Origin of the sequence: Neisseria lactamica (genome assembly GCF_901482445.1) — a bacterium.
Taxonomy (GTDB): Bacteria; Pseudomonadota; Gammaproteobacteria; order Burkholderiales; family Neisseriaceae; genus Neisseria; species Neisseria lactamica.
The window spans coordinates 1,605,592-1,618,917 of sequence record NZ_LR590477.1; the positions used below are offsets into that span (position 1 = coordinate 1,605,592).

Genomic DNA, 13,326 nt, shown 5'->3' on the forward strand with positions numbered 1-13,326 from the left:
TCGACCAAGGTCTGCTTAAATGAATCAAATTTACGATGAAACCGGAATCCCCAAACAACTGGGGGAATTATTAGGACGCGGTGGGGAAGCTGAAGTTTACCCATTGGAAGACCGCCCTGATATCCTGTTTAAAAAATACCACGACAGTGTTTTGCAAAAACGGAGAGAGATTTTAATCAACAAAATAGATGTAATGAAGCGTTTGGGACAAGAGTCCGAACTCGGCAAATCAAAAAATCTCAGCTGGCCGCTTATTCACGTTTACGACAATCAGAAAAACTGGATCGGTTATGCCATGTATCGCGCCGACGGCGTTACTATGTTCCATTTGGCGCACGCTATGGCATACAAAAAACACTTTCCTGATTTGGACAGGATAAAAATTGTCGCCTATCTGATTAATCTGCTGAAAGAAGTAAAAAAGTTACATAATCATGGCATTATGCTGGGGGATTACAACCTGCAAAATATCCTGCTCGACCCTCGCTCCGACAAGGTTACCTTAATCGATTGCGACAGCTATCAGATTCGTTATAAAGACAAATTTTATGCCTGCGAGGTCGGCACTCCGGACATGACGCCCAAAGAACACCAAAATACACCATACAAAGACCTTGTCCGAACTTTAGAAAGCGAGTACTTCTCTATTGCCATTATTTTATTCAAAGCGTTAATGCTGGGCCGACATCCTTATGATGTGGTTGGCGGCACCGATCCCGTTCAAAATTTATGCAACGGAAAATTTCCATATGGCAAAGACGGTCGCGGCATCCCCAAAGGTGCCTGGTTCAATATTTGGAGCCATATGCCTTACAAATTGAAGAGCCATTTCATTCAAACCTTTACAGAAGGTGCAAATAATCCTCAAAAACGCACAGACATCGACACTTGGCTGCGCGAATTGAATATTTACCTGCAGGAAATGCGTAAAGGCTGGCATGCGTTAGAAATCCGCCCCGACCGGCCCAAAGTCAGTGATTACAAAGGCAATAAAACAATTGAAGGCAAACAAATGATTGCCCCGCTACTGGATGTCCCCGAAACCAATGATGAAGCCTGTAAAAAATTTGCCCTGCTGACTGTCAAACATGCCCAAGGCATTTTAAAAGACTTGGCAGACGAACACCGCCGCCCTATTAAAGATTTCCGTTGCGCCCTGCTGATAACCTTAGCCGGGACAGTCCATACCTTATGGCTGAAAATAGGAGACGGTGCTTTAGTATATGAAACAATTAAGAAAATTGACGGACAAAGAATATGCGAATTAAAAACATTGGGAGATGTCGGAAAAGGAGAATATGCCAATACCACGACTTTTATTGACGAATACCTGACACAAAATGATGTACAGATGGGGACTATGCCGTCTGAACACATCACAGCCTTATTTTGTATGAGTGACGGTGCAGCCGAAAAACTGGTTTCTACCGATGGGAAACGCGTTTCGACACGTTTATCGGACTGGGCGGAATTATTGCGCCAAAGAAAACTTGCCCGCTCCAAATTATCTGAAGCATTTTATGATAAAGATTTTCAAAACAGGCACTCCGGCGATGATTGTTCAATCGCCATCATTTCGGCAGAAATTTAGCCCGCTTTGATTAAGCAGCCCAAAAATTCTATGCGGCTGCTTTTTTATGCCTATAATTTGCGTTTTCGCTATAATGCCCCTTTATTGATTCACTAAAGCCGCCAATGGCACTTACACCATGTTAGACAAATACTCCCCCGCCGAAATCGAATCCAAACACTATCAAAACTGGGAAACCCAAGGCTATTTCCGGCCCGATATGGATTTGACCAAACCGTCTTTCTCCATCCAACTGCCGCCGCCCAACGTAACCGGCACGCTGCATATGGGACACGCCTTCAACCAAACCATTATGGACGGTCTGACCCGCTACTACCGCATGAAAGGCTGCAACACCGCTTGGATTCCCGGCACCGACCACGCGGGTATCGCCACGCAAATCGTGGTCGAGCGTCAGCTTGCCGCGCAAAACGTGTCCCGTCATGACTTGGGGCGCGAAAAATTTTTGGAGAAAGTGTGGGAGTGGAAAGAAGTTTCCGGCGGTACGATTACCCAACAAATGCGCCGCGTGGGCTGCTCTGCCGACTGGACGCGTGAGTATTTCACGATGGACGACGTGCGCGCCGAAACCGTAACCGAAGTGTTCGTGCGCCTGTATGAGCAAGGCTTGATTTACCGCGGCAAACGCTTGGTGAACTGGGATCCCGTGCTTGGCACGGCGGTATCGGATTTGGAAGTGGAAAGCGTGGAAGAACAAGGCTCTATGTGGCACATCCGCTATCCGCTGGCCGATAATCCCGCCGAAGCCGTTATCGTCGCGACCACCCGTCCCGAAACACTGCTGGGCGACGTTGCCGTTGCCGTCAACCCTGAAGACGAACGTTACACCCATTTGATTGGTAAAGAATTAATCCTGCCGCTGACTGGGCGCACCATCCCCGTGATTGCCGACGAATACGTTGAAAAAGATTTCGGCACAGGCTGCGTGAAAATCACGCCTGCACACGACTTCAACGACTACGAAGTCGGCAAACGCCACGACACGCGCCTGATTAATGTGTTCGATTTGGAAGCCAAAGTGCTGGCAAACGCCGAAGTGTTCAACTTCAAAGGCGAAGCGCAACCAGGCTTTGCCCTGCCTGAAAAATACGCAGGTTTAGACCGCTTTGCCGCGCGCAAACAAATGGTTGCCGATTTGCAGGAACAAGGCTTCTTGGTTGAAATCAAACCGCACACGCTGATGACGCCGAAAGGCGACCGTACAGGCTCAGTGATTGAGCCGATGCTGACCAGCCAATGGTTTGTCGCCATGTCCGCCACACCGAACGGCGGCGAGCCTGACAGCGAATTCAAAGGCTTGAGCCTTGCCGACAAAGCCAAAAAAGCCGTCGACAGCGGCGCGGTACGCTTTATCCCTGAAAACTGGGTCAACACCTACAACCAATGGATGAACAACATCCAAGACTGGTGTATCTCGCGCCAACTGTGGTGGGGGCATCAAATCCCCGCGTGGTACGACGAAGCAGGCAATGTTTACGTCGCCCGCAATCAGGCGGAAGCCGAAAAACAAGCCGGCAAAACCGGTTTGACCCGCGAAGAAGACGTATTGGACACTTGGTTCTCCTCCGCGCTCGTGCCGTTCTCCACGCTCGGCTGGCCGTCTGAAACCGACGAACTCAAAGCCTTCCTGCCGTCCAACGTCTTGGTAACCGGCTACGAAATCATCTTCTTCTGGGTGGCGCGCATGATTATGATGACCATCCACTTTACCGGCAAAGTACCGTTTAAAGACGTGTACATCCACGGCATCGTGCGTGACCACGAAGGCAAAAAAATGTCCAAATCCGAAGGCAACGTCATCGACCCTGTGGATTTGATCGACGGCATCGGCTTGGACAAGCTGCTGGTAAAACGTACCACCGGCCTGCGCAAACCCGAAACCGCGCCGAAAGTGGAAGAAGCCACCAAAAAACTCTTTCCCGAAGGCATCCCCGGTATGGGCGCGGACGCATTGCGCTTCACTATGGCGAGCTACGCCAGCCTCGGCCGCAGCGTCAACTTCGACTTCAAACGCGCCGAAGGCTACCGCAACTTCTGCAACAAAATCTGGAACGCCACCAACTTCGTCTTGATGAACACCGAAAACCAAGACTGCGGCTACGGCGCAACCGCCGCCGAACCGCGCGGCTATTCCTTCCCCGATATGTGGATTGTAGGCCGTCTGAATCAGACCATCGAACAGGTTACGCAAGCCTACGAAACCTACCGCTTTGATTTGGCAGCGGAAACCCTGTACAGCTTTGTATGGAACGACTATTGCGACTGGTATTTGGAACTCGCCAAAGTGCAGCTCCAAACCGGCTGCGCCAGCCGCCAACGCGCCACACGCCATACCTTATTGCGCGTACTCGAAGCCGCCCTGCGCCTGCTGCACCCGATTATCCCGTTCATCACCGAAGAACTGTGGCAAACCGTCGCCCCTATGTGCGACGCGAAAACCGCCGACAGCATCATGCTCGCCCGCTTCCCCGAAGCCGACGGCGGCGAGATTGTTCAGACGGCATTTGAGCAAATGACCGTGTTGCAGGATTTGATTGGCACAGTCCGCAACCTGCGCGGCGAAATGGGCATCCAGCCCAACGTCAAAGCCCCGCTGTTTGTCGAAAGCGCGGACGACTTGGCGGACTACCTCAAATACCTGCCGATGATGACCCGCCTGACCGAAGCACGGCAAGTCGCCGCCCTGCCCGAAAGCGAAGACGCGCCCGTCGCCGTCTGCAACGGCGCGCGCCTGATGCTGAAAGTCGAAATCGACAAAGCCGCCGAAACCGCCCGTTTGGGCAAAGAAGCCGAGAAGCTGCAAAAAGCCTGGGACAAACTCAACGCCAAACTCTCCAAACCCGGCTACACCGAAAAAGCCCCCGCGCATCTGGTGGAAAAAGACAAAGCCGATTTGGCGGAATTGGAAGACAAAATGTCGAAAGTTCAAAATCAGTTGGCGAAGTTGAAAGACTGATTTGATTGAATAAACAAGGCCGTCTGAAACCATTTTCAGACGGCCTCTTTTAAGAAAGGAAACAGATGAAACGCTTTATTCTGCCGATGCTTTTATCCGCAACAACCGCCCTGGCCTCTCCGATTGCCGGTACATGGCATTGCATCGGCACGGATGAAAACATCCGCAGTGATGCAAAAGTCAAATATCTTCAGGACGGCAGTTTCCGTGGCGACGCTAAGCTCAAAGTGGACGATGGCGGCAATATCTTGGCATACCGTATTGTCGGCTCAGGGAAATGGCGTTTTGAAAACAATACCTTAACGCAAAGCCAAATCAAATATAGCGAAGTTTCACGACAGCACAGCCCCGAAACATTGGCGTGGTTGGAAAAGTCGGAGGATGGCCGGCTCTTGGAAAATATGATGTACGCCGGATTGGCCGCGCAGATGGGCAAACCCGTCAAAGATGAAGTGTATCAAGCGGATAAAACAGGCAAATTGGTGTCCGAAGACGAAACTGCCCGTGAGGTATGTACGAAAGTGAAGTAAAAAGTAACCACAGATCGGACAAGTTTGCCTGATTGCCGGTTGAGATAACAAATGCCGTCTGAAAGCCGAATATCGCTTCAGACGGCATTTTGTTTCTCAAAAATCCGGGCGGCTTCATCTGCCCCGGGGCGGAATACCGTTGCGGTTTGATAGAAAAACGGCACACATTAAACGTGCGCCGTTGCGGGGAATCGGCTAGAACAAGTGCCTTACGCCGAGATGGGCCTGCCAATTTTGTCTGAAATAATGCCTTGTAGACCGCTGCGTCTCAAAATAGAGTTGCGTATTTTTAGCTTTGTCCATATAGGAAAGTCCCAGGCCGTAAACCCACCAATGTCCTTTATTGCCGAATTTTTCAACTGCGGCTTCATTAAACGAGTGCTGCATTCCGCCTAAAAATTCCCGCTCACAATAACAGGCTTTCATTCCCTGTGGTTTTGGCAGCACCGTTATCTTTATAGGTAATTTGATGATGTCCTTCGCTGGATTTGCGAATAATCAGCCTATCCGACTTATTCCCGGCAATATCGCCGGACATATGGAAAATACCATTCCCTTTTAGTGTTCCCGTGGAAATATTGATAAATCGCTTATCCGATCCAAAGGTAATTTCCGCCTCATTGTCGATGGCCAAATCATTGATTTTTGATGTATTCGTAGCGTTCCAACGGGCGCCGTTGCTCATATTCAAGGTCAACTTCGTTGTATTCTTCTCCGGATCCGGATCATCTCGATTCTCTTCAAACAGGTTTTGCCCGCTTGGTTGATTGTCGGGATTTGACTAATCTCCATCCGGATCTCCCCCATATTTTTGTTTCCCAATATGGATTTCACCGTTGATATAGGAATCTTTATTTTTCAAATTCAGGTCAACCGTTCCCCCGTTAATAACGTGAATATCTCCGTCAATTTGAACCTTACCGTCCCCGGAGATACCGATATGAGAGTATTTACCATCTACATTGATGGCATCCCCAATGGATTTTTGTTTCCCGTTTTCATCAAGGACGGGCTTTACATCAATCTTTACATCACTATAAAAATTGATTTTGTTATAAGAACCTTCCGGTTCGCCGATTCCATTCTTTTTTTCGTCGTATTAGACCCAAATACACCATAATTTTCAGACCTATTTTGATTTCCCGTTCTATCTTAATATTAACAGCCCCGCGAAATTCCATTTCTGTTTGATTGATGTAATACTTTTTACCTGCATAAAACACAGACTCTTTATACTGAGTAACGCCGATACCGCGTGACTTTCCGGACCCTGATTTGACATACATATTTAGAGCAGACCCTGCTTCAGAGACGATTTTTGTATGGCTGTTTATATTTGCCGTTGGTTTACCCGGTATAAGATCCATATTTTTAAGAAATTGGATACCATTCTTGTCATCACTGCGTGATTTGCCCCATCTTCATAGAGGAAGTTATTTCCTTTGAATGTAATCGTCGTATCTGACATACCGTTAGGCGTATCTAATGTTTGATTCGCAAACATGACTGTATTGCTCCCAACGCCCTTGATAGATGTATTTTCAAAGGTAATCTTATTCTCCCCGGTCCAGCTTTTATCTGCCAATGTCACAGTGCCCGTGTCGGTTTTATTAGAACCAAGACTATATTTTGCTTTTCCCTTACCATTATTCGTTACAGATCCTGTTCCCCTTTCTTTTACAATGATCCAATTTTTTGGTTCCAGTACATCTGTGCCGTCAAAATTTTTCATATTAGGCACAACTTTGTCACCCACAGTAGCATCGCCCTTTATCGTAACGTCGCTCTTACCGCCATTGGCTGCCACGATAAAGACATTGATGGGTGTTGTGGACGTAGAATAATCAAAGGTATGGTGATTTTCCTGACCGGCCGTTGCAATAGCGGCAACATACAGGTTTATTTTGTCGTTCTTTTTGTTGTTTTCGGTAACAATAGTCCCCGTATTGCCGGCGGCTTAAGCCAAAAATGGCACAAAGAGAGGAAAAAGTAGTTTTTCATTTTTCATAATCTATCCCGTAACTATCGGCATACCGTACCAAATGTATTATTTCAAGTGTATATTATATCGCCGAATTATTTTGATATACAACATCGGCATAAAGATGTGCGCGGCCCAATGCTGCGGATAAAGCCGATGTATTCGGATTTATATCAGTTTAATGATATTCCCAAAGGATATTTTGATTTATGTTCAGAAATGTGCGGATGACGTTTTAACAACAGTGAAATCAAGCCCCAAGCCTCTGTTTTGCCGTTGATACGACCTTGCAGGATTTATCCCGGCGGCCCGGATGCCCCCAAACGGCACAATGCCGTCTGAAGCCCGTTCAGACGGCATTGCCTGCGCCTAGCCGTGGATAAAGCTGACTCCGTGAAGCTGCGACTGCATAATCGCCGCCTTCATCGCCGACAACGCCTTCGGACGGACAAAATTGCGCCGGTACGCCAATACGACCCGCCGGCTTGGCGGCGTACCCTCAAACGGAATAATGCTGAACAGCATATGGTCGTTTTCGGTCAGCGCGGTTGCCGGCAACACGCTGATTGCCAAACCGCTGGCGACCATATGGCGGATTGTATTGATCGAGCTGCCCTGCAATGTATTGGTCAACCCCTGTATGCGTTGTTTCGCCGCCAATTCGGAACAGCTTGAAAGTACCTGATCCCGCATACAGTTGCCTTCCGTCAGCAGCAAAACCTGCTCCTCACCCAGCATCCGGGGCGAAACGGCATCCAGTTCCTCAAATGAATGCCCTTTCGGGACAATCACGAAAAACGGTTCGTCATACAAGGGTTCGGTAACGATGCCCGGCTCTTGGAACGGTTCGGCAACGATAATCGCGTCAACGTCCCCGCGTTTGAGCGACTCGGTCAAAGTCTGCGTGTAGTTCTCTTCCAACATCAAAGGCATTTTCGGTGCGGTACGGCGCAACGAGACAATCAGTTTCGGCAGCAGGTACGGCGCAACCGTAAAAATCAGCCCGAGTTTGAACGCACCCTCCAGCTCGTTTTGTTCTTCATTTGCCAAATGCCTGATAAGCTCCGCCTCTTCCAATACCTTACGCGCCTGTGCAACGATGCGTTCCCCCGCCTCGGTCGTAATAATATCGTTGCTGCTCCGGTCAAACAAAGAGACGGCGAGCTCTTCTTCCAGTTTCTTAATGGCGATAGACAAAGTGGGCTGGCTGACAAAACAACGCCGCGCCGCCCGACCGAAATGGCGTTCTTGGGCGACTGCGACGATGTACCGCAATTCGGTTAAGGTCATGTCCTATACCTTTTTCTGTTCCGGCAAAGTAATGTTCAACTCGAGAACATCCATACCATCCTGCTTCTCTTGGGAAATACGGATATTTTCCAATGAAACATTCACATATTTGGACAAGACTTCCAGCAGCTCCTTACGCAAAGTCGGCAGGTAATCCGGCGCCTGACCTTCTTGGGCGCGCTCTTGTGCAATAATGATTTGAAGGCGGTCGCGGGCAACGGCTGCCGTTTTCTGCTTTCTGCCGAATAAAAGATCAATCAATGACATACGTTAACCTCCGAACAGACGTTTGAAGAAGCCTTTTTTCTCAGCTTCCAAGAAACGCATTTCACGGTTCTCGCCCAAAAGACGGGCAATAACATCCTTATATGCCTCAGAGGCCGCCACGCTGTCCTGATGGATGACCGGTTCGCCGGAGTTGGATGCCTGCAAAACGTTTTGAGATTCGGGAATCACACCCAGCAAGGGAATACGCAGAATGTCGCAAATGTCCTGTACTGAAAGCATTTCGCCTTTAGCCACACGTTCGGGAGAGTAACGGGTAATCAACAGATGCTCCTTAACCGAACCGCCTTGCTCCGCCTTACGGGATTTGCTTTGCAAAATTCCCAAAATCCTGTCGGAGTCTCGAACACTGGAAACCTCCGGATTGGTCGTTACAATGGCTTCATCGGCAAAATACAACGCCATCAGCGCACCTTGCTCGATACCGGCGGGAGAGTCGCAAATAATATACTCAAAGCCCATTTTTTTGCCGGACAATTCCTTCATCACTTTTTCCACGCCATCGCGCGTCAAAGCATCTTTGTCCCGAGTTTGGGAGGCAGGCAAGATAAACAGATTCTCGCAATTCTTATCTTTAATCAAAGCCTGATTAAGTGTCGCCTCACCCTGAATGACATTGATGAGATCATAAACGACACGCCGCTCGCAACCCATAATGAGATCGAGGTTACGCAAGCCCACATCAAAGTCAATTACCGCAGTTTTATATCCGCGTAATGCCAAACCTGTCGCAATACTGGCGCTGGTAGTCGTTTTACCTACACCGCCCTTACCTGAAGTTACTACAATAATTTTTGCCACAATATTTCCTTTTTAAAATATCAAACAATTACTCTGAATCAATCGCACTGATAACCAACCGGTTATCCTGCAACAATATCTGCACCGGCCGCTTATGCAGGTGATCCGGCAAATCCTGCTCAAAATTACGATAAATCCCCGCGACAGAAACCAACTCCGCCTGCATAGAGTGGATAAATATGCGGGCAGAAGTATCGCCTTTGGCACCGGCCAAAGCACGCCCCCTCATCGGCGCATAAATATGTATGTTACCGTCCGCAATCAATTCCGCCCCCTGACTGACTGCCCCGGTAACAATCAAATCGCCATCCTCGGCATAAACCTGCTGACCGGTGCGGACAGACGTTGTAATCAATACCGTCTTCCTTGCCCTTTGGTTCTGATTATTTGCCGTTTTTTGTACTTCACCATGTCCTTTAGTATTCTCAGAATGAGAGGGACAAAATAACAAATGATATTTCGCTGCCACAGCGGCCCACTGTTCATTGGAATGCTTCAAACCTAAAATCTGCATACCATATTTTGAAAATAATGAAACCAATGCGGCAAAATCTAAAGAATCCGGATAATCAAATTCCTGAACATCCAAAACAAACGGAATCATACCGGACTCTTGGAACTTCTTACCCAATTTGACCAGCACGTCCTCCAAATCAGACAAATTCGATGTATGCAAAGAAATAGACAAAACATCTATCTTTGTTGACTTTATATCAAAAGCATTCATCATAGAAACCATTATAAAATTTTTCAATGATATAAGTTTACCGCGCAAACTCCGGCTATTCAATTCATATTTTAAATAAAATACCCAATACACCCCCACCTGTCAGATATTGCATAAAATAACGCCACCTGCTTTTCAGCAGATGGCGTTATATCATCAGGTTTACTCGGCAACCGGCTTGTCAACCAACTCAACCAGTGCCAAAGGCGCATTATCACCTTTACGGAATCCATATTTCAGCACTCGAACGTAACCACCGTTACGAGCAGTAAAACGAGGACCCAAATCGCCAAACAGTTTTACTACAACATCACGGTCGCGAGTACGGTCAAATGCCAAACGACGGTTAGCCAACGACGGCTTTTTACCCAATGTAATCAACGGTTCTACCACTCGGCGCAACTCTTTTGCCTTAGGCAGGGTTGTTACAATAGTTTCGTGAGTCAATAATGAATTCGCCATATTACGCAACATTGCAGCACGATGGCTGCTGGTACGGTTTAACTTGCGATTGCCATTACGATGACGCATATCAATTATCCTTTAAGTCTTTATTAAGGTTTTTCCAAGCCTGCAGGCGGCCAAGCTTCCAACTTAGAACCCAGTGTCAAACCTTTAGATGCCAATACCTCTTTAATCTCATTCAGAGACTTGCGTCCCAAGTTCGGAGTTTTAAGAAGCTCGGTTTCAGTGCGTTGAATCAAATCACCGATATAATAAATGTCTTCAGCTTTCAGGCAATTAGCCGAGCGTACCGTTAATTCCAAATCATCTACCGGGCGCAAAAGAACAGGGTCGATAGGAGGTGCTTTTTCTTCAACCTCCTCCACAGGCGTACCCTGTAAATTGGCAAAAATAGACATCTGATCAATCAAAATACGCGCCGCACTACGTACAGCCTCCTCAGGATCAATAGAACCGTCGGTTTCAATATCCAAAACCAACTTATCGAGATCCGTCCTCTGCTCTACACGCGCAGGCTCAACTTCAAAGCTAACGCGGCTGATAGGAGAAAAGCTCGCATCCAACTGGATTGCACCAATCTGACGGTTCTCGTCACGAACTGCCTGACGACCTGAAACAGATTGATAACCACGGCCTTGCTCTACTTTAATTTCCATTTCAATTTGACCATTATCAGCCAAATGACAAATGACATGATCAGGATTCAGAATTTCTACATCATGCGGTAATTCGATATCACCGGCAGACACTACGCCAGAACCTGTTTTCTTCAACACAAGTTGAACTTGGCTACGCCCATGAAGTTTAAATACGATACCCTTGATATTCAGGAGGATATCAACCACATCCTCCTGAACACCATCGACAGTAGAGTATTCATGCAACACACCGGCAATAGCGACCTCGGTAGGAGCAAAGCCATTCATGGATGACAGTAAGATACGGCGCAAAGCATTACCTAAAGTATGCCCGAAACCACGCTCAAACGGCTGCATAGACACTTTTGCACGAGTCGCAGAAAAAGTATTTACATCAATTTGACGAGGTTTCAAAAATTCGGCTGTGCTATTCTGCATTTAACTGTCCCTCACTGTGCTGGCATTATTTAGAGTAGAATTCCACCACCAGCTGTTCATTAATATCACCGGTCAATTCCGAGCGATCCGGCATATTTTTGAATACGCCTTCCAATTTGTCAGCATCAACAGCCACCCAGCTCGGCAGGCCGATTTGAATAGCCAAACCCAATGCTTCTTGGATACGTACTTGTTTCTTAGCTTTTTCACGAACAGCTACAACATCGCCTGCTTTAACTTGGAAAGAAGGGATATTAACAACCTGACCGTTTACAGCAATAGCCTTATGAGAAACCAATTGACGCGCTTCAGCCCGAGTAGAACCAAAACCCATACGGTAAACAACATTGTCCAAACGAGACTCCAGCAACTGCAACAACAATTCGCCGGTAGAACCTTTACGACGGTCTGCTTCCGCAAAGTAACGGCGGAATTGACGCTCTAACACACCATAAATACGGCGGATTTTTTGTTTCTCGCGCAATTGCAAACCGTAGTCCGACAAACGCGGTTTTTTTGCACCGTGCTGACCGGGAGCGGAATCCAATTTACATTTGGAATCCAAAGAGCGGCGCGCACTCTTCAAAAACAAATCCGTACCTTCGCGACGTGCCAATTTACATTTAGGACCAATATAACGTGCCATGTTTTAAATCACTCCAATATTAAATACGACGTTTTTTAGGCGGACGGCAACCGTTATGAGGCAACGGGGTAACGTCAGTAATGCTGGTGATCTTGAAACCAAGGGCGTTTAAAGCACGTACAGAAGATTCGCGACCAGGCCCGGGACCTTTAATGCGGACTTCCAAATTCTTAACGCCATACTCTTGGGCAACTTTACCAGCCGCTTCTGCTGCAACTTGTGCCGCAAATGGTGTACTTTTACGAGAACCTTTAAAACCGGCGCCGCCAGAGGTAGCCCAAGACAAAGCATTGCCTTGACGGTCAGTGATTGTAATGATGGTATTGTTGAAAGATGCATGAACATGCACAATACCCTCACTCACGGTTTTACGTACTTTTTTACGTACACGCGAAGCTGTGTTTGCTTTAGCCATTAATCAAATTCCTTAAAATTTATTTCTTACCGGCAATCGCTTTGCGCGGACCCTTACGGGTACGGGCATTTGTGCGAGTGCGCTGACCACGACAAGGCAGTCCGCGACGATGACGGAAACCACGGTAGCAACCCATATCTATCAGTCGCTTGATGCTCATCGTTACTTCACGGCGCAAATCGCCTTCAACTTCATATTTGGCAACCTGCTCACGCAAAGCATCCAATTGAGCCTCGTCTAAATCTTTTGCTTTAGTAGTAGGGGCAATATTTGCCGCCTCGCAAATTAATTTAGCACGAGCCGCACCGATACCGTAAATAGCCTGAATACCAATTACGATATGAGCGTTATTAGGGATATTCACCCCTGCAATACGAGCCATATTCTTTCCTTTTTAGGGCAAATTTTATTACTATACCACAAAGTCTGCAGTTAAGAGAACCAAGTTCTTAACCTTGACGTTGTTTATGACGCGGATCAGTACAAATTACGCGAACTACACGATTACGACGGATAATCTTGCAATTGCGGCAAATTTTCTTTACAGAAGGCTGTACACGCAT

General features: G+C 47.5%; 15 protein-coding genes. 3 read left to right on the plus strand and 12 right to left on the minus strand.

The features are described 5' to 3' along the window. Window positions 1-19: 19 nt before the first annotated feature. From FGL10_RS12130 to FGL10_RS08660, 3 genes are all read left to right on the plus strand, one after another. On the plus strand, window positions 20-1,591 hold the full coding sequence (locus FGL10_RS12130; RefSeq protein ID WP_003707195.1) for a protein phosphatase 2C domain-containing protein: 1,572 nt from the start codon (window positions 20-22) through the stop codon (window positions 1,589-1,591). Window positions 1,592-1,709: 118 nt separating this feature from the next. Continuing rightward, window positions 1,710-4,547 carry a valine--tRNA ligase gene (locus tag FGL10_RS08655; protein ID WP_003707193.1) on the plus strand — a complete coding sequence of 946 codons (2,838 nt, stop codon included), beginning with the start codon at window positions 1,710-1,712 and terminating at the stop codon, window positions 4,545-4,547. 65 nt (window positions 4,548-4,612) lie between these two features. Then, the gene (locus FGL10_RS08660) at window positions 4,613-5,077 is read left to right on the plus strand and encodes a hypothetical protein (RefSeq protein WP_003707191.1); all 465 of its coding nucleotides are present in this window, start codon (window positions 4,613-4,615) and stop codon (window positions 5,075-5,077) included. A gap of 406 nt (window positions 5,078-5,483) precedes the next feature. Here FGL10_RS08660 and FGL10_RS12655 read toward each other — a convergent pair whose 3' ends face one another. The 12 genes from FGL10_RS12655 to rpmJ all read right to left on the minus strand — a co-directional run bounded on the left by FGL10_RS12655 (window position 5,484) and on the right by rpmJ (window position 13,326). Beyond that, window positions 5,484-5,762: a pertactin-like passenger domain-containing protein gene (locus FGL10_RS12655; protein WP_003707188.1), complete on the minus strand. Its 279-nt coding sequence runs from the start codon at window positions 5,760-5,762 to the stop codon at window positions 5,484-5,486. Window positions 5,763-6,407: 645 nt separating this feature from the next. After that, on the minus strand, window positions 6,408-6,884 hold the full coding sequence (locus FGL10_RS12660; protein WP_003707184.1) for a hypothetical protein: 477 nt from the start codon (window positions 6,882-6,884) through the stop codon (window positions 6,408-6,410). A 543-nt stretch (window positions 6,885-7,427) separates the two neighbouring features. Continuing rightward, on the minus strand, window positions 7,428-8,348 hold the full coding sequence (oxyR, locus tag FGL10_RS08675; RefSeq protein ID WP_003707178.1) for a LysR family transcriptional regulator OxyR: 921 nt from the start codon (window positions 8,346-8,348) through the stop codon (window positions 7,428-7,430). 3 nt (window positions 8,349-8,351) lie between these two features. Continuing rightward, window positions 8,352-8,615 carry a cell division topological specificity factor MinE gene (gene minE / locus FGL10_RS08680; protein WP_003707176.1) on the minus strand — a complete coding sequence of 88 codons (264 nt, stop codon included), beginning with the start codon at window positions 8,613-8,615 and terminating at the stop codon, window positions 8,352-8,354. Between the two features lie 3 nt (window positions 8,616-8,618). Beyond that, on the minus strand, window positions 8,619-9,434 hold the full coding sequence (gene minD, locus FGL10_RS08685; protein ID WP_003707174.1) for a septum site-determining protein MinD: 816 nt from the start codon (window positions 9,432-9,434) through the stop codon (window positions 8,619-8,621). 28 nt (window positions 9,435-9,462) lie between these two features. Further along, a complete protein-coding gene (minC, locus tag FGL10_RS08690; RefSeq protein WP_118847184.1) occupies window positions 9,463-10,176 on the minus strand; it encodes a septum site-determining protein MinC in 714 nt (237 codons plus the stop codon). 147 nt (window positions 10,177-10,323) lie between these two features. After that, window positions 10,324-10,692 carry a 50S ribosomal protein L17 gene (gene rplQ, locus FGL10_RS08695; protein ID WP_003713265.1) on the minus strand — a complete coding sequence of 123 codons (369 nt, stop codon included), beginning with the start codon at window positions 10,690-10,692 and terminating at the stop codon, window positions 10,324-10,326. Window positions 10,693-10,715: 23 nt separating this feature from the next. After that, window positions 10,716-11,702, minus strand: a complete 987-nt coding sequence (locus FGL10_RS08700) for a DNA-directed RNA polymerase subunit alpha (protein WP_003707167.1) — start codon at window positions 11,700-11,702, stop codon at window positions 10,716-10,718. A 25-nt stretch (window positions 11,703-11,727) separates the two neighbouring features. Next, entirely contained in the window at window positions 11,728-12,348 is a 621-nt protein-coding gene (gene rpsD, locus FGL10_RS08705; RefSeq protein ID WP_003707165.1) for a 30S ribosomal protein S4, read from the minus strand. A 19-nt stretch (window positions 12,349-12,367) separates the two neighbouring features. Further along, entirely contained in the window at window positions 12,368-12,763 is a 396-nt protein-coding gene (gene rpsK, locus FGL10_RS08710) for a 30S ribosomal protein S11 (protein WP_002216249.1), read from the minus strand. A gap of 19 nt (window positions 12,764-12,782) precedes the next feature. Beyond that, window positions 12,783-13,145, minus strand: coding sequence for a 30S ribosomal protein S13 (gene rpsM / locus FGL10_RS08715; protein WP_003707161.1), 363 nt, complete (start codon window positions 13,143-13,145; stop codon window positions 12,783-12,785). 67 nt (window positions 13,146-13,212) lie between these two features. Further along, complete coding sequence (gene rpmJ / locus FGL10_RS08720; RefSeq protein WP_003697674.1) at window positions 13,213-13,326, minus strand: 50S ribosomal protein L36; 114 nt, start codon at window positions 13,324-13,326, stop codon at window positions 13,213-13,215.